Genomic DNA, 15,499 nt, shown 5'->3' with positions numbered 1-15,499 from the left:
GGTGATAGCTTCGGGGTCGTCGTGCTGGAAGATAGACCGGCCCATCGAGACACCGGCGGCACCGGCGTCCATCGTCCCGCGGACCATCTCGACCGTCTCGCGGTCGGTACCGCGACTGCCGCCAGCGATGACGACGGGCAGGCGCGTGGCCTCGACGACGCGACTGAACGTGTCCGCATCGCCGGTGTAGGCCGTCTTCACCACGTCGGCACCGACTTCCTCGGCGAGTCGGACGGCGTGTGCGAGTGCTTCCGGGTCCTGTTCGTCGATTCCGGGGCCGCGCGCGTAGGACATCGCGAGAACGGGGACGCCGAAGTCGGCGGCGCGAGAACAGAGATTTGCGAGTTGCGTCATCTGGTCGGGTTCGTAGTCCGACCCGACGTTGATGTGGAACGAGACGGCGTCGGCACCGACGCGAAGCGCGTCTTCGACGGTGCCGGTGAGCCGTTTGTCGTTTTCGTCCGGGCCGATTACCGTCGAGCCATTTACGTGGACGATGTAGCCTTTGCCGTTTTTATTCGGGTGGACGCGAGGTGCTGTCCCCTTGTGTGTGAGGACGGCGTCCGCGCCACCACGTGTGATGCCGTCGATTGTCGATTCGATGTCCACGAGGCCTTTGACCGGGCCGAGCGTGATTCCGTGGTCCATCGGGACGACGAGGTATCGTCCGTCTGTGGAGATGCGTTCGAGTCGTGCAGAGATGCCAACGTCAGTGTTCATGTATGAGAAAGGGTGACAGAGCAGTTATGTGCGTTCCGAATGCGGTGGGCGTTGCGAAGCACCCGAGAGTGCGCCTTCTTTAAGTTCGCGGGCGAGCGTTTCGAGGCGGTCAGCGACCGTTCCCGGGTCGTCACCGTCCTCATGGCCCGCGGCCACGATATCGACGAGCGCGCTCCCGACGATAATACCGTCAGCACCGCTTCGGACGATTCGTTCGGCGTGGTCACCGCTACTGATTCCGAACCCGACTGCCTTGGGCACGTCGTATTCGCTCAGGCGGGCGAGCGACGAATCAGTCTGGTCGGAGACGCTCGTCTGCGCGCCGGTCGTGCCGAGTCGCGCCTGGACGTAGACGTATCCAGAGACCTGCTGCATGATGCGTTCGAGACGCTCGCCGCGGGTCGTCGGCGCGACGATAAACACGAGGTCGAGACCGAACTCGTCGCACGCCTCGCGGAGCGGGTCGGACTCTTCGGCGGGCAGGTCGGGAACGACGAATCCCTCGATGCCGACGTCGGCCGCCTTCTCGACGAACGGGCGCGGGCCGGAGTTATCACCGTAGCGGTAGATGAGGTTGTAGTAGGTCATACAGACGAGCGGCACCGACACGTCGAGGTCTTCGACGAACTCGAAGAATCGCGTCGGCGTCATGCCGCTTTCGAGCGAGCGAACGACCGCGTTCTGGATGGTCGGCCCCTCCGCGACGGGTTCGGAGAAGGGCAAGCCGAGTTCGATAATATCCGCGCCGCCGCGTTCGAGCGCCTCCACGTATTCGAGGGAGGACTCGTAATCCGGGTCGCCGGCGGCGAGATACGGAATGAACGCCGGGCCGTCGGCGAAGGCGTCTTCGAGCGACATTACAGTCCCCCCGTGAACTCGTCCATGTTCGGCGCGATATCGATGTCGCGCTCGTAGGTCTCCTCGATGGCCGATTCGAGGTCCTTGTCGCCGCGGCCGGAGACGTTGACGACGACGAACTCGCCGAGGTCGTCGGCCTCTTCGTCGCTGTCTGCGGGAGCATCGGGACCTGCGACCTGTTCGAGGTAACCGAAGGCGTGGGCCGTCTCCAACGCGGGAATGATGCCCTCCAACTGGGAGAGACGGTGGAATGCGGTCAGGGCTTCATCGTCGTCGACGTTGACGGCGGTGACGCGACCGGTATCGACGAGGTGTGCGAGTTCCGGGCCGACACCCGCGTAGTCGAGACCCGACGAGACCGAATGCGACTCCATAATCTGGCCGTCGCGGTCCTGCAAGAGGAGGGTTCGAGCGCCGTGGAGGCTTCCTTCTCTGCCGGTCGTGAGCGAGGCCGAATTAGGGGCGACACCCGCTTCTTCGTCGACTTCGAGCGTCGAACCGCCGGCTTCGACGGCGTAGAGGCTGGTTTCATCATCCTCCACGAACTCGGCGAACGCGCCCATCGTGTTCGACCCGCCGCCAGCGCACGCGATGACGGCGTCAGGGAGTCGACCCATCTGTTCGTGGGCTTGCGTCCGCGCTTCCTCGGAGATGACCGCCTGGAAGTCCCGAACCATGCTCGGGAAGGGGTGCGGGCCGACCACGGAGCCGATGACGTAGTGCGTGTCTTCGACGTTGGTCGCCCAGTCGCGCATCGTCTCGGAGATGGCTTCCTTGAGCGTGCCGCGACCGACGGTAACCGGATTGACTTCCGAGCCGTTGAGTTTCATCCGGAAGACGTTGGGTCGCTGTCGGTTGATGTCGCGTTTGCCCATGTAGATTTCGCAGGGGATGTCGAGGTGCGCGCAAGCCATCGCCGTGGCAGTACCATGCTGCCCCGCGCCCGTCTCTGCGATGATTCGTTCCTTGCCCATGTACTTCGCGAGCAAGACCTGCCCGAGGGCGTTGTTGAGTTTGTGTGCGCCGCCGTGGACGAGGTCTTCTCGCTTGAGGTAGACCTCGCGGCCGTACCGCTTCGAGAGACGGTCGGCGCGCTGGAGAGGCGTCGGTCGTCCGCCGAAGTCCCGCAATCGTGCGCGGAAGTCGTCCATGAAGCCGTCTTCGTTGTTCAGGACGTACCGCTCGTACGCATCGTTCAGTTCCTCGATGGCCGGCATCAAGGCCTCGGGAACGTACTGTCCGCCGTAGTCGCCGAATTTGCCGTCTACACTCATTGTGTTGTTAGATTTTCAGTATTCTGTCGCACGTCGCCGTCCATGATGGCGGTCCCGACGAGGAGGGCGTCGGCACCGGCCTCGCGCATCCGCCGAACGTCGTCGGTCGTCTTCACGCCACTCTCCGCGACGAGAAGCACGTCGTCGGGAGCTTCAGGTGCGAGTTCCTCGAACGTTCCGAGGTCGACTTCAAGCTTCCCGAGGTCACGATTGTTGACGCCGATAATATCTGCGCCTGCCGCGAGCGCCGCGGTGAGTTCTTCACGCGTGTGCACCTCGACGAGCGGTTGGAACCCGCGGTTGCGGGCCGCCGCAACGAGGTCTGGGAGGTCTTCACCAACGAACCGCGCGATAAGGAGAATAAGGTCCGACTCGACCGCGTCGAGTTGTTCCTCGCGCAAGATGAAATCCTTCCGTAGTACGGGCACGTCGACAGCCTCGCGGATACGTCGAAGCGACTCCGTTGACCCGCCGAAGCGTTCAGGTTCGGTGAGCACCGACAACGCTGTCGCGCCGCCGCCGACCATCTCGCGGGCCAGTTCGACTGGGTCGTCGTCTCGGACACCGTCCGTCGTCGGACTCGTGGGCTTCACTTCGGCGATGACCGGAACCCGACCGGCATCCGCTGTCGCGGCCACGGCGTCCGGAAACGGCCGCGAGTCGACCGAAAGACGTGTGTCGCCGCCCGGTCGCTCCCGTGCGGCATCCAGAATGGCGCGCACTTCGGGTGCTAATCCGCCTCCACTAGCGTTCATTACTGTACACTGACGGACTCATTTGTACATAAGGTTTGCGTCGGCGGGGACACTCACCGTCTCTCGCGTACGCGCGAGTGGCAGAATGCTGAGCGTGCGATTGATGAGAAGAACGGCAGTCGCCGCCGGAAGGGTCAAGCGTCCGGCGAGGGGACGCGAACATATGGATATCTCCGGAATCTACGCACGTGAATCGTCGACGCTCGGCCGACCCGTTCAGATTGGCGTTGCTGGCGGGAAAGTCATCAGCGTCTCGTTTCCGGACTCACTCCCGGCAGACACCGAGTCGGAGCACAACTATCTCGACACAGTCCTCGATGCCATCGACGGCGCGGAAGTCGACTTGAGCGCCGTTCCGATTGGGCTGACCGTCTCTACCGACCAGCGCAGCGTGTTGGAGGCGCTTCGTAACGTCCCGCGTGGGGATACTGTCGACGTCTCACTACTCGTCCGTATGGCGGGGTTAGACCCAGAGGACGACGACTCAGAGCGTATCGTTCGGGACGCGCTCGCCTCGAACCCGGTGCCAGTCGTCGTCCCCGACCACCGGGTGAGAGATGGACCGAGTGCCGCCCCAGACGAAGTTGTCGAGGCGCTCCGTCGGTCAGAAGGACTCTAAGAACGTTAGAACGGACCTAACTAAGGACGATTCAGAACGGTCTAGAACGTCAGAACGGCATCGCGTCGGTCTGCCGCCGGAGTGAGAGGTAGCCGAACAGTCCGGCGAGAAGAAACAGCGTACTCGCCAGTTGGACCGACTGCATCCCGGTCACTATCTCGGCAAATTGGGCGAGTCCAGCGATAATGAATCCGCCGCCGGCGACGTATCGTAACTGACTGTCGACCGGAATACGGAGTGTAACGACACCGAGAAGAATCGCTGTGACACCGAAAGCGGCATCAGCTGCGAGTTGGAGCGTCGGGTTTCCCGTGACGAGAGATGCGACGACGAGCGCGATATAACCAATCAACCCCGCTTGCGTCAGTCGCTTCGTGTCGATGTCCATACTGGCTACGCGGGACGCGGGCACTTGAACACATCCCCACGTCGGGAACCCAACGTCAGCGACGGAGTTGCCTGTAGTCGGCCGTCACCAGTCAAACACTTCGTGGCCCACGAACTCCAGCGCGTTCACGAGGTAGTGAGCGACGATAACGACGAGCAGACTCCCGGTGAGGACGAACGCCGCCGCGAGCACGAATCCGAGCAGTCCAGTCACGATGATTCCGAGTCGACCCTGTGCGCCGTGGCCGAGGCCGAACGTCACCGACGAGAGGGATGCCATGAGCCACGGCGACACGTCGAATCCGGCCGCAACGGCACCGATGAGCGCCCCTCGAAACAGAAATTCTTCGAATCCCGCGATGAGTGGGAGGGCAACGGCGAACAACAGCACCCAACCCACCAACGACCGGGGAGTCAACGACTCCCGGAGTTCCTCGTCAGGGACGAGGCCGAACTGCTTGCTGACGGATGAACCCACTCGGTTCACCACGTAGAGGGTGACACCGAGTGCGACGCCGAGACCGATTTTCGTCGGGACGTCGGCGAGCGAGAGTCCGAGCGCGCCGGGCGGAATCTCGGCGTACCACGCGCCGAGACCGAGGAAGCCGCCCAGAAGCGCCTGCGAGATGGCGACGTTGGCGAGGAGGAGATGCGGCGGGTAGTCCGTCGGCGTCGACGCGAACTCTGATATCGCCGACCCAGAGACGGGTGGTTCGCTGGGCGAGGCGAGGTCATGTGCGTCTGTTGCGGTTGCTGTCTCCGCTGCAACTGGTGTTTCTGCCGTATCGCCCGTCCTCTCTGTGTCTGGTATCTCCGCCGTCTCTGTCGTCCCTGCCGTCTCTGTCGTCTCTGTCGTCTCCGCCCTGTTTACTGCGTCTGTCGTCGCGTGAGCGTCAGCAGCGGCCCGCAAACTAGCGTCGGTCTGAATGTCGGCGGTAACCCGTGACCTCTCGTCTCCCTCGCTCGGAGACGGAGCAGGTTCGTCGGGTGCTGTCGCTCGGGCGTCGGAGCCGTCGAAAGAAGTCGAATCGGCACCGTCTCCGTGGGGAATCCCCCGTGAAAGATGTGCGAGAGAAAGCAGGACGGCGAGCACGAAGCCGGTGATACCAGCGAACGCCGCCCAATCAGTCATTCCGCGTTACTGCGGGCTGGGGCTGGACGGCCCGACGCCCTTGCTCTTGTTGAGGGCAGAGCCGGTGATGCTCTTGAGCCGGTCGACGAGTGAGTCCTTCTCGGGTTCGCCTTCGAGCGCGACGTCGAGAACCTCGCTGATGTGCGAGACGGGGATGATATCGACCATCTCCTTGTACTCGTCTTCGATCATCACGTCCTGCTCGTTGGCGGCAGGGATGATGACCGTCTCACAGCCAGCCTTCGCGGCGGCTTCGATCTTGTGCGTGACACCGCCGACGGGGAGTACGTCACCGCGCACCGACAGCGAACCGGTCATGGCGACCGACTGGTCGATGGGGATGTCCTCCAGCGCGGAGATGACGGCGGTCGCGACCGTGATGGACGCGGAGTCGCCGTCGACACCTTGCTGGCCGGTCTGGACGAACTGCACGTGCACGTCCATCTCCGAGAGGTCCTGGTTGGAGAACTTCTTGATGATGGCCGAGACGTTCTGGACGGACTCTTCGGCCATCTCCTTGAGCTGCCCGGTGGCGATAACCTGGCCGGGACCCTGCGAGGGCGTGACTTCGGCCATCACGGGGAGCATGATACCGGAGTCCTCGCCCATGACGGCGAGACCGTTGACGCGGCCGGTGACGAAGCCGTCGTTGACCGAGAGTTCGTAGTCCTTGCGGCGCTGGATGTACTGGTCCGCGATCTGCTGCTCGATGGAGCGCGCACGGCGCTTGGCCTGCAGCACGTGGTCGCGGGTCGTGAGTTCCGCGTTCTCGCCGCGGGCGATGTCGCCTGCGACGCGAACGAGTCCACCGAGGTCACGGAATTCGAGGGTGAGGTGACCTTTGCGGCCAGCACGGCGGCGGGCTTCGAGGATGATTTCCTCGACCGCTTGTTCGGTGAACGCGGGCAGTCGGCCGTCGTTGCTGACCTCCTGTGCCACGAAACGCGCGTACTTGCGGCGCATCTCGGGGGTGTCCTCGATGGTGTCGTCCATGTAGACCTCGTACCCGTAGCCCTTGATACGAGAGCGGAGTGCGGGGTGCATGTTCTCCATCGCGTCGAGGTTCCCGGCGGCAATCATGATGAAGTCCGTCGGGACGGGGTCGGTCTGGACCATCGCGCCCGAAGAGCGCTCGGACTGACCCGTAATGCCGAACTCGCCTTCCTGAATGGCCGTCATCAGGTGCTGTTGGCTGCGCACGTCGAGAGTGTTAATCTCGTCGACGAACAAGACGCCCTTGTTCGCCTTGTGGATGGCACCCGGCTCGACGCGGTCGTGACTCGGCGTTTCCATGCCACCGGACTGGAACGGGTCGTGGCGAACGTCGCCGAGGAGTGCACCTGCGTGGGCACCCGTGGCGTCCTGGAAGGGCGCTGCCTTCTGGTCGGCGTTGTTCACGATAAGGTTCGGAATCATCGCGTCGCTTCCGCGAGAGCCGTAGCGGAATGCGAGGTAGATGATACCTGCCGCGAGAATGCCGAGGAGAACCTGCGGAGGGGACGCGATGATGAGCGAGTAGCCCAACACGACCGCGATGATAATCCACATGAGGAACGAGCGCATCTGGTTGCGCTTGCGTGCCTCTTCTTTGTGTGCCTCGACAATCTGGTCACCCTTCCCTGCAGGGACTGTGCGGACCTTGGGTTGGTTACCGTCGTCGGGATTGTGGTAGACGAGAACGTCTTGAAGCTCCTCGCGCGGAAGCAGTTCGGACATCGCTTTCGCGAGCATCGACTTCCCCGTCCCGGGGGAGCCAATCATCATGACGTGGCGGCGCTGTTTGGCCGCCTTCATGATAACGTCGCGAGCGTGCTCCTGTCCGATCACTTGGTCGACGAGCCGATCTGGGACGGAAATCTCGTCGGTCGTCTCGATTTGGAGACCACCGAGGAGGTCATCTTCGTCCACGTTGTCGGCCACGTCGGCCTCAATCTCGACGTCGCTCCCGAGGTCGTCGATAGTCTTCTTGTCGACCTCTTCGGCCTCCTCGTGCTGGAAGTCCTGCCCGCTATCGATACCCTCGTCAGAGGGCATCTCGTCGGGGGAGTCCTCCCGCTCGTGGAGGCTGTCGTCGGTGTTCGTATCGTTACTCATAGAACTGTCGTCGCTACTTCTAACGTAGGCCCTGCAACTAATATACTTTCTCCCCATTTGCATACGGCGCACCTTGCCGAATAATCGCGTTTCGACCGCCCTACCACCAGAATACCAGAATCCAACTAACTCGGCGTATTTATAAGTAATCCGGACTAACGCCCGACCAATGCGGGGGTTCTATATCGGCCGTTTCCAGCCCTATCACAACGGTCACCACCAGATGGTCGAAGAGATTGCCTCCGAGGTCGACGAACTCGTCCTCGGTATCGGGTCCGCTGGCGACTCGCACTCGCCACGAAATCCCTTCACTGCGGGCGAACGAATCATGATGGTCGACAAGGCCGTCTCGAATTTCGATATCACGACCTACGCGGTCCCCATCGAAGACCTCGACCGGAACTCGGTGTGGGTCAGCCACGTCCAGTCGATGTCGCCGACGTTCGACGTGGCGTATTCGAACAATCCGCTCGTCATCCAACTGTTCAAAGAGGCGGGCGTCGAGGTTCGGCAGTCGCCGATGTTTAATCGCGAGGTACTCGAAGGGACCGAGGTCCGCCAGCGCATGATCGAAGACCGCGACTGGGAGTCGCTCGTCCCCGACGAAGTCGCCGACGTGGTTCGGGAAATCGGCGGTATCGAGCGCCTCCAGCGCGTCGCCGCCTCGGACCGGTCGGAGTGCGTGGCAGACAACGACGACGACGCGAACCCCTGTTGAGATGATTACGCTCGCGTCCGACTTCGGGATGGCGTACCCCGCGGCGATGAAAGGCGTCATTCTCTCGCGGACCGATGCCCGCCTCGTCGACGTGGCCCACGACCTCCCGCGGCAGGACGTTCGCGCCGCGGCATTCTGGCTCCGCGAGACGCTTCCGTACTTCCCACCCGCGGTCCACCTCGTCGTCGTCGACCCCGGCGTCGGCACCGACCGGCGAGCCATCGCACTCCGGGTCGGCGAGCACGTCCTCGTCGGCCCCGACAACGGTGTGCTTCGACCACCAGCGCGTCGTATTATCGAGAAATCAGACGAGGATGCACGTATCGAAGCCTACGAGATTCGCGTCTCTGACCCCGATTCGACGACGTTCCACGGACGAGACGTGTTTGCCCCCGCAGCGGCGGACGCACACAAGACGGGTGCTTCGAATCTCGATTCTATCGACCGGTTTGCGCCCGTCGCTACCGACTCGCTCACCGACCTTCGATTCCCCACGCCCGACGTCGCGAGGGACGGAACCGAAGCGACTGGCGAAGTGCTCGTCGTCGACGACTTCGGCAACTGCATCACGAACGTCCCCGGCGATTTCGTCCGCGGCAGCGAACGTATCGCGGTCGACGGCGAGTCCGTCCCTATCGGTCACACCTTCGAGGCCGTCCCGCGCGGTGACAGACTCGTCACCGTCGGGAGTCACGGCAACGTCGAGTGCGACGTGAACCACGGCCGCGGCGACGAGGCGTTTGGTCTCGCGCCCGGAGACACCGTCAGACTCCAATTCGACTGATGGTCGCAGCAGACATCGACCCCTTTGCGGTCATGAACGTCGTGGGGTTACTCGCGTTTGCCGTCGCCGGGGCGCTCAAAGCCGCAGACGCCGGTCTCGACGTATTCGGCGTGTCGGTCCTCGGTATCGTCACGGCGCTCGGCGGCGGGACGACCCGCGATATCCTCGTCGACAAACTACCCGCCTCGCTCGCGGCGATGTGGGACATGAGCGTCGCGGTCGTCGGCGTCGGACTCGCCATCGTCCTCATTCGCTCGATGGGCGGCCGCGTTCGCGACCACCCGGCGTTCTTAACATCGGACGCAATCGGCCTCTCGGCGTTCGCGGCGACCGGCGCGCTCAACACATCGGTAAATATTTTTGGCGGCTGAGACAAGTCCGGTAATAATGTGTACTTCTGCCTCCATGCGCATGCCGCTCATGCCTACAGGGTCCTGGATACCATCCTGTCCGTCAACGACGAATTCTTGTGGTATTACATGGATGATTTGTTGGTCGGTGGGCAGCATAATGCGCTGGCAATCTTCGAGCAGGCGTTCAACATCATCTACCGTAATTTCATTATCACGGTTGTTAATGGTAATCACGCCCTTGCTGCGCATGCTGCGGATATGGTCGCCGGCAATACCTACATTTACCGAGTTGACTTCAATACCCGAAGCCAGTTGTGCTTGCTCTACGGCTGTTTGTATGGCATTGACAGTTTTATCAATATTCACTACCACGCCGCGATTCAGGCCATCGCTGGGTGCTTTGCCCACACCCAGAATATGGATTCTATCCTGCGCGTCGATTGAGGCCACAATTGCACATACCTTGGTAGTGCCAATATCCAGACCAACGACAATTCTATCTTCTTGTTCTTCCATAATGTTATCCACGTACTATTGTGATTAATTTAGTCATCATGTCATGCTGAACCCGATGTGTCGGGACAAGCTTTGTTTCAACATCTTAGTTCGTTTAATGACTTGTTAGATCCTCAAACGAGTTCAGAATGACACTGTAGTTTGTATTTGAATTCTTGTTTTAATTTTCACGCGTAACAATCTGACCTTCAAACCTCAGGTCAATTGAACGCATTTTTTCAATTCCTTTTTGTTTGATGACTTCACCGTAAAATGCTTCCCAATTGCGAAGTCGGTTATTAAAATTTCCTTTCCCAAAAATCAGTTTTACACCATTTTGATTCGTCAGAGCTACAATGCCCTCATCCGATGAAGACCAGGCGATTTCACTTATGGTAGCATCAGCTACATCATTGCTGCGAACAGCCGTTAGAAAATCAGAAACGGTTTTAAAAGCTTTGTTTTGCAGCGTATCCTGCATTGGGGTAGCGCTAAATCCATAAAGGATTGGGACATCAACCGTTTTCCCCGGTGCAATAGGTAGTTTGATTCCTTCAGAGTCGACATAAATTTTCTTCTTATTATCTATCAATAGCGCAGCAGGCTGACGTTCTGTTATCCGGATGTTGATAGTCCCGTTCGGGGATATACTGATGTCAGCCTGTTTGACATACGGCAACTTCTCAAATCGATTTCTGATTTCCCCAAAATTCATGCTGTCGGGATTCATACCCGTTGGAACTTCTACCAGTTGCAGATCTTGTGTTGACACAAAATGATTACCCTCAAACTGTACACTCTGTACTTTCATCGTTGAGTCCCAGTAAAGTCCGGCCATAACTGCTAATCCAAGAACAAGTATGGCACCGGCAATCCAAGGCCAGGCGTTTTTGCTGTTTTGGGATTCGTTATGTTTCTCGTTTTCAGTCATTTATTAAACTTTATCTCATCCTAAAATCCTTTCAGGATCTATTTTCAATTAGTTTGTTACAGCAGATGCTGAAATAAGTCAGCATAACACATAATTATTGTTTCAGTTTTGATATTCCTGCTTCCAATGCTTCTGTAAATTGTTCGCCGTATTTGTAAATGTCACCGGCTCCCATGGTAATAACTACATCACCCGGTTCTATAATATCCTTTAATTTTACCGGTAGGTCGTTTTTGTCTGCCACATAATGAACTTTTTGATGCCCGTACTCTTTGGCTACATCAGCAATGAGTTTGCCGGTGACACCTTCAATGGGTTCTTCACGGGATGGATATACATCAGTAATAACGCAGACTTCAGCATCGAAAAATGAGAGTCCAAATTCCTTGTAAAGTTCTTGGGTACGCGAGTACAGGTGTGGCTGAAAAACGGCTACAATACGACGATCTTTCCATCCTTGTCGTGCGGCATCAAGCGTAGCTTGTACTTCTGTTGGATGATGGGCATAATCGTCAATCACCATTATGCCATCTTTTTCCGCCTTCAGTTGGAAACGTCGGAATACTCCTTCAAATCGTTCCAGTCCGGATTTTATATCTTCGAAGTTGATATCAAGTTCAAGACCAACTGCTACGGCCGCTAATGCATTTTTCACATTGTGTTCCCCGGGAGCCTGAAGATTAATATCACCGAGTTCTTTTCCTTCTTTAACAACTGTAAATCTGCTGTTAAAGTGATTAACCTCAATATCGACAGCCCGAATTTTAGCTTGGGGCGTCAGTCCGTAAGTAATAGTTCTTCGTTCGATTTCCGGGATAATACTGCGTACGTTTGGATCATCCAGACAAAGGACCACAGCACCGTAAAACGGAACTTTGTTGGCAAATTCGATAAATGCTTCTTTGACATCTTCGAGGCTATCATAAATATCCAGATGCTCGGCCTCGATGTTAGTGATAACACTTAAACTTGGAGTAAGTCGTAAAAACGTTCGGTCAAATTCATCCGCTTCAACTACAATGATATCGCCCTTACCGACTACGGCATTGGTTTTTGAAAAACTGTGTACTTTGCCGCCTACCATGATGGTTGGATCAAAACTCCCATCCTGAATAACATGTCCAATCATGGTTGTAGTGGTTGTTTTACCATGCGTTCCGGCCACACCTACGCCGTATTTCATACGCATGAGCTCGGCCAGCATTTCGGCGCGTTTAATTACTGGGATTCCCTCTTCGATAGCGGTACTGGTTTCAATATTTTCTTCAGCTTTAACCGCGCTGGTGTACACAACCACATCGGCTCCTTCAATATTTTTAGCATTGTGACCAATGGAGATTTCGGCACCCAGTTCTTGGAGTCGTTCAATGGTTTCACCCATATTGGCATCCGAACCGGTAATGTGATATCCCTTTTGAAGCAATATCTCGGCCATGCCGCTCATACCGATGCCGCCGATCCCAACCATATGGATATGGCGGGTTCTTCCAAAAATCGGTTGTGTTTGTATTTGCTTACTCATTATATATTCACTTTATCTCGAACATGTCATGCTGAACTTGTTTCAGAATCTATTAAGTAGGACCATTTAGATCCTGAAATAAATTCAGGATGACACTAATTTTGCTTTTCCTTTGTGATTAATTTTAGTGATTCGGTTGCTATTTCTTGGGCGGCATTGGGTCGCGATAAGTTTTTAGCCGCTTTACTCATTTCTTTAAGTCGCTGTTCATCATCAATAATTTCTTTAACTATATTTGCCAAGCTACTTTCCAAATCGTCATCAGTCACCAATTTCGCAGCTCCTTCATCAACCATAGATCGAGCATTTTTAGTCTGATGATCACCGGCAACATTGGGCGATGGTACGAGAATGCTCGGCTTGCCGGTTAAAGCAAGTTCTGAGCAGGAGAGAGCTCCTGCTCGACTTATTACCAGATCTGCCGCGATATAAGCTGCCGGCATATCATGGATAAAATCTTTAAGTCGTAAGTTTTCAAAGTTTTGTGGTTTTACATCTTTGCGGAGTTTGTCATAGTAGCGCTTTCCGCATTGCCAGATAATTTGAAGACCTGAATCGTTATGCAGCGTTTCAATATGTTTCTGCATAGCTTGGTTAATCTTTTTTGCTCCACCGCTTCCACCGAGTATCAACAGTGTCTTTTTATCGCTGCTAAAGTCAAATGCTTGTAATGCCTCTTTGCGGTTGGCCTGACTTAGTGATTTTCTGGTGGGATTCCCCGTCAATTGAGTTTTTTCTTCCGGAAAGTGTTTTTCGGCATCATCAAAAGCGGTAAAAATAAGCGCTGCACTTTTACCCAGTATACGGTTAGTCACTCCCGGAAAACTATTTTGCTCCTGGATAATAAGAGGAATGTCCATTTTGGTTGCCACCCAACCCACGGGTCCGGCAACGTATCCTCCGCATGAAATGACTACATCCGGATTAAATTTTTTGATGATAACAAAGCTTTGAACAATACTTGTTGCCAGTTTTACAGGGAATAACAGGTTCTTAAGGGTAAATCGACGGTGGAATCCACTAATCCAGATGCTGGTAATATTATATCCGGCTTTGGATACAGTGTCCCATTCCATATGATTTTTCGTACCGGTAAAAAGAATTTCAGTATCGGCAGAGGACTCCCGCAACGCATCTGCAATGGCGATGGCCGGGTATACATGGCCACCAGTACCTCCGGCTGCTATGAGTACTTTTCTTTTGTCCATAGCAGCGGAGTCTGGTCTGTCCTGTGATGATATGTTCTTTGTTACAGCACTATGCATAAAACACTGCTTTTTTACTGCTGTCGTATTTCGAAATATTCATAAGAATGCCAATCATAATTCCAGCAAAAAGAATATTGGTCCCACCATAACTCACAAAGGGCATAGGCAGCCCTGTAACCGGAAGTAACCCGCTGGCTACGCCGGCATTAATAAATCCGTAAAGCACAATCGTAAGGGTACATCCAACGGCAATAAGCATTCCCATAATATCGGGCGCATTTTTAGCGATTTTTGCAATGCCGCGAAATAGGATGACTGTAAATATCAGTATGACGAGTCCTGAGCCTAATAGTCCATACTCTTCTGCGATGATAGCAAAGATGAAATCATTGTAAGGTGCCGGAAGGAAATTACGCTGGGTGCTTTTGCCAATACCTACGCCCAATAGTTCGCCCTGTGCAATAGCAATATGGGCCTGTTGGGCCTGGTATCCTTGTTCGGTGTTAAATTTGGTACTATTTATTTCTACAACTTGATCCACGTACTGATCGATACGACTCTGCCGCTCAGGAGATTGCCATATTAAAACACCGCCCCCCATAACGCCAATTAGTATCAGCGTACTAAGCTGCATCATGCTAATACGTCCGACAAACATGACCAACAGTGACAAGGAAAACAGCAAGGCAGCGCTGCTAAAGTCTTCGATCCCGATAAGGCCACAAGTGATAACTACCCAAAACATGATGGGTAGGAACGCACGTTTAAAATCTTTTATGTATTCCTGTTTTTGCTCCAATAGCACAGAAATGTGAATGAGCAATGCCGGTATTGCAAATGATGTCGGCTGAAATGAAACACCGCCAATACTTAGTGATCGTTTGGCACCAAATACCTCATTGCCAAATACCATGACGGCAATTAACAGGATCCAGCTAAAGACTACGCCCAAGCGGCTGAATCTAGCCAAGATGTGATAGTCAATTTTCGAAACAATGAGCATGGCCAGAAAAGCGATGCCCACTTTTACAGTATGATCAACTACAAGGCTACCGGCTGTAGTATGTTTGGTTTCGGCAAAAAAGGCAATAGATGAATACACAGCCAGAACACCAAATATCATCAATAGAATTACTGATACCAGCAAGATACGGTCGCTCCCTTGCTTGGGCGTATCAATGTCATCCGGACTGGTGCCCAGTATGGATGATATATTTTTATTTGGCGTTGTGTATAGCATAATTTTTGTTTTCAGTCTTCAGCTTTCAGCTATCTGACAAACTGTGGATAGCTGAAAACTCAAGGCTGAGTTGTTAAAGTCGATTTACTGCTTTTTTGAATTCATTGCCTCGGTGTTCATAATTGTCGTACATATCAAAAGAGGAGCATGCCGGGCTTAGCAAAACAACTTCACCCCGCTTGGCTACCTCCTTGGCCGATCGTACGGCGTTATTCATATCCTTAGCAGTTTTAAAATTGGGAACTATCGATTTTAGCTGCTCTTCAATCATCGGTTGAGCTTCGCCTATGGCAATAATTGTGTGGACTTTTTCCTGGATTTGATTGACTAACTCTGAGTAATCATTTCCCTTATCACGTCCGCCCAGGATGATGGTCATAGGAACATCACAACTGTCGAGGGCATACCA

General features: G+C 55.5%; 16 protein-coding genes and 1 pseudogene. 4 read left to right on the top strand and 13 right to left on the bottom strand.

The window, feature by feature from the left end:
* The 4 genes from QT222_RS17615 to trpC all read right to left on the bottom strand — a co-directional run.
* Positions 1-720 (bottom strand): 2-amino-3,7-dideoxy-D-threo-hept-6-ulosonate synthase (locus QT222_RS17615; protein ID WP_491477927.1); only part of this gene is annotated, 720 nt, incomplete at its 3' end.
* A 24-nt stretch (positions 721-744) separates the two neighbouring features.
* Positions 745-1,578, bottom strand: coding sequence for a tryptophan synthase subunit alpha (trpA, locus tag QT222_RS17610; protein ID WP_004057481.1), 834 nt, complete (start codon positions 1,576-1,578; stop codon positions 745-747).
* The gene (gene trpB / locus QT222_RS17605; protein WP_491477926.1) at positions 1,578-2,852 is read right to left on the bottom strand and encodes a tryptophan synthase subunit beta; all 1,275 of its coding nucleotides are present in this window, start codon (positions 2,850-2,852) and stop codon (positions 1,578-1,580) included. The genes trpA and trpB overlap by 1 nt, the downstream gene beginning before the upstream one ends.
* Positions 2,849-3,607, bottom strand: a complete 759-nt coding sequence (gene trpC / locus QT222_RS17600; RefSeq protein WP_491477925.1) for an indole-3-glycerol phosphate synthase — start codon at positions 3,605-3,607, stop codon at positions 2,849-2,851. The genes trpB and trpC overlap by 4 nt, the downstream gene beginning before the upstream one ends.
* A 163-nt stretch (positions 3,608-3,770) precedes the next feature.
* Between trpC and QT222_RS17595 the strand changes: the two genes are divergently transcribed.
* On the top strand, positions 3,771-4,226 hold the full coding sequence (locus QT222_RS17595) for an MGMT family protein (RefSeq protein ID WP_491477924.1): 456 nt from the start codon (positions 3,771-3,773) through the stop codon (positions 4,224-4,226).
* Between the two features lie 49 nt (positions 4,227-4,275).
* On the opposite strand, the gene QT222_RS17590 is transcribed toward QT222_RS17595, so the two are convergent.
* The 3 genes from QT222_RS17590 to lonB form a co-directional block, all read right to left on the bottom strand.
* Entirely contained in the window at positions 4,276-4,614 is a 339-nt protein-coding gene (locus QT222_RS17590; protein ID WP_004057485.1) for a hypothetical protein, read from the bottom strand.
* An 84-nt stretch (positions 4,615-4,698) separates the two neighbouring features.
* Positions 4,699-5,745: a CPBP family intramembrane glutamic endopeptidase gene (locus QT222_RS17585; protein ID WP_491477923.1), complete on the bottom strand. Its 1,047-nt coding sequence runs from the start codon at positions 5,743-5,745 to the stop codon at positions 4,699-4,701.
* A gap of 6 nt (positions 5,746-5,751) precedes the next feature.
* Positions 5,752-7,839, bottom strand: coding sequence for an ATP-dependent protease LonB (lonB, locus tag QT222_RS17580; RefSeq protein ID WP_491477922.1), 2,088 nt, complete (start codon positions 7,837-7,839; stop codon positions 5,752-5,754).
* A 169-nt stretch (positions 7,840-8,008) separates the two neighbouring features.
* On the opposite strand from lonB, the gene QT222_RS17575 reads away from it, so the two are divergent.
* The 3 genes and pseudogenes from QT222_RS17575 to QT222_RS17565 all read left to right on the top strand — a co-directional run.
* The gene (locus QT222_RS17575) at positions 8,009-8,557 is read left to right on the top strand and encodes a nicotinamide-nucleotide adenylyltransferase (RefSeq protein WP_491477921.1); all 549 of its coding nucleotides are present in this window, start codon (positions 8,009-8,011) and stop codon (positions 8,555-8,557) included.
* Between the two features lies 1 nt (position 8,558).
* Positions 8,559-9,341: an SAM hydrolase/SAM-dependent halogenase family protein gene (locus tag QT222_RS17570; RefSeq protein ID WP_004057489.1), complete on the top strand. Its 783-nt coding sequence runs from the start codon at positions 8,559-8,561 to the stop codon at positions 9,339-9,341.
* Positions 9,341-9,706, top strand: a pseudogene (locus tag QT222_RS17565) (trimeric intracellular cation channel family protein); the annotation flags it as partial. The gene QT222_RS17570 and the pseudogene QT222_RS17565, both read left to right, overlap by 1 nt.
* Here QT222_RS17565 and ftsA read toward each other — a convergent pair.
* From ftsA to QT222_RS17535, 6 genes are all read right to left on the bottom strand, one after another.
* The gene (ftsA, locus tag QT222_RS17560; protein WP_491477920.1) at positions 9,632-10,210 is read right to left on the bottom strand and encodes a cell division protein FtsA; all 579 of its coding nucleotides are present in this window, start codon (positions 10,208-10,210) and stop codon (positions 9,632-9,634) included. The pseudogene QT222_RS17565 and the gene ftsA sit on opposite strands and share 75 nt — an antisense overlap.
* 160 nt (positions 10,211-10,370) lie before the next feature.
* On the bottom strand, positions 10,371-11,120 hold the full coding sequence (locus tag QT222_RS17555) for a cell division protein FtsQ/DivIB (RefSeq protein ID WP_491477919.1): 750 nt from the start codon (positions 11,118-11,120) through the stop codon (positions 10,371-10,373).
* 94 nt (positions 11,121-11,214) lie between these two features.
* Positions 11,215-12,642 (bottom strand): UDP-N-acetylmuramate--L-alanine ligase, encoded by a 1,428-nt coding sequence (gene murC, locus QT222_RS17550; RefSeq protein WP_491477918.1) that lies wholly within the window; start codon positions 12,640-12,642, stop codon positions 11,215-11,217.
* A 95-nt stretch (positions 12,643-12,737) separates the two neighbouring features.
* On the bottom strand, positions 12,738-13,850 hold the full coding sequence (gene murG, locus QT222_RS17545) for an undecaprenyldiphospho-muramoylpentapeptide beta-N-acetylglucosaminyltransferase (protein WP_491477917.1): 1,113 nt from the start codon (positions 13,848-13,850) through the stop codon (positions 12,738-12,740).
* 49 nt (positions 13,851-13,899) lie between these two features.
* Entirely contained in the window at positions 13,900-15,090 is a 1,191-nt protein-coding gene (locus QT222_RS17540) for an FtsW/RodA/SpoVE family cell cycle protein (protein WP_491477916.1), read from the bottom strand.
* Between the two features lie 73 nt (positions 15,091-15,163).
* Positions 15,164-15,499, bottom strand: a 336-nt coding sequence (locus tag QT222_RS17535; RefSeq protein WP_491477915.1) for a glutamate ligase domain-containing protein, incomplete at its 5' end; no start/stop codon positions are given.

Source organism: Haloferax sp. s1 (assembly GCF_058382125.1).
The sequence above is the reverse complement of the archived record's forward strand: the minus strand, read 5'-3'. Positions and strand labels throughout refer to the sequence as shown.

Bases quoted from the DNA above. Each gene is read 5' to 3' on its own strand.
- trpA (WP_004057481.1), bottom strand. From the start codon at position 1,578: ATGTCGCTCGAAGACGCCTTCGCCGACGGCCCGGCGTTCATTCCGTAT.
- trpB (WP_491477926.1), bottom strand. From the start codon at position 2,852: ATGAGTGTAGACGGCAAATTCGGCGACTACGGCGGACAGTACGTTCCC.
- trpC (WP_491477925.1), bottom strand. From the start codon at position 3,607: ATGAACGCTAGTGGAGGCGGATTAGCACCCGAAGTGCGCGCCATTCTG.
- QT222_RS17595 (WP_491477924.1), top strand. From the start codon at position 3,771: ATGGATATCTCCGGAATCTACGCACGTGAATCGTCGACGCTCGGCCGA.
- QT222_RS17590 (WP_004057485.1), bottom strand. From the start codon at position 4,614: ATGGACATCGACACGAAGCGACTGACGCAAGCGGGGTTGATTGGTTAT.
- QT222_RS17585 (WP_491477923.1), bottom strand. From the start codon at position 5,745: ATGACTGATTGGGCGGCGTTCGCTGGTATCACCGGCTTCGTGCTCGCC.
- lonB (WP_491477922.1), bottom strand. From the start codon at position 7,839: ATGAGTAACGATACGAACACCGACGACAGCCTCCACGAGCGGGAGGAC.
- QT222_RS17575 (WP_491477921.1), top strand. From the start codon at position 8,009: ATGCGGGGGTTCTATATCGGCCGTTTCCAGCCCTATCACAACGGTCAC.
- QT222_RS17570 (WP_004057489.1), top strand. From the start codon at position 8,559: ATGATTACGCTCGCGTCCGACTTCGGGATGGCGTACCCCGCGGCGATG.
- ftsA (WP_491477920.1), bottom strand. From the start codon at position 10,210: ATGGAAGAACAAGAAGATAGAATTGTCGTTGGTCTGGATATTGGCACT.
- QT222_RS17555 (WP_491477919.1), bottom strand. From the start codon at position 11,120: ATGACTGAAAACGAGAAACATAACGAATCCCAAAACAGCAAAAACGCC.
- murC (WP_491477918.1), bottom strand. From the start codon at position 12,642: ATGAGTAAGCAAATACAAACACAACCGATTTTTGGAAGAACCCGCCAT.
- murG (WP_491477917.1), bottom strand. From the start codon at position 13,850: ATGGACAAAAGAAAAGTACTCATAGCAGCCGGAGGTACTGGTGGCCAT.
- QT222_RS17540 (WP_491477916.1), bottom strand. From the start codon at position 15,090: ATGCTATACACAACGCCAAATAAAAATATATCATCCATACTGGGCACC.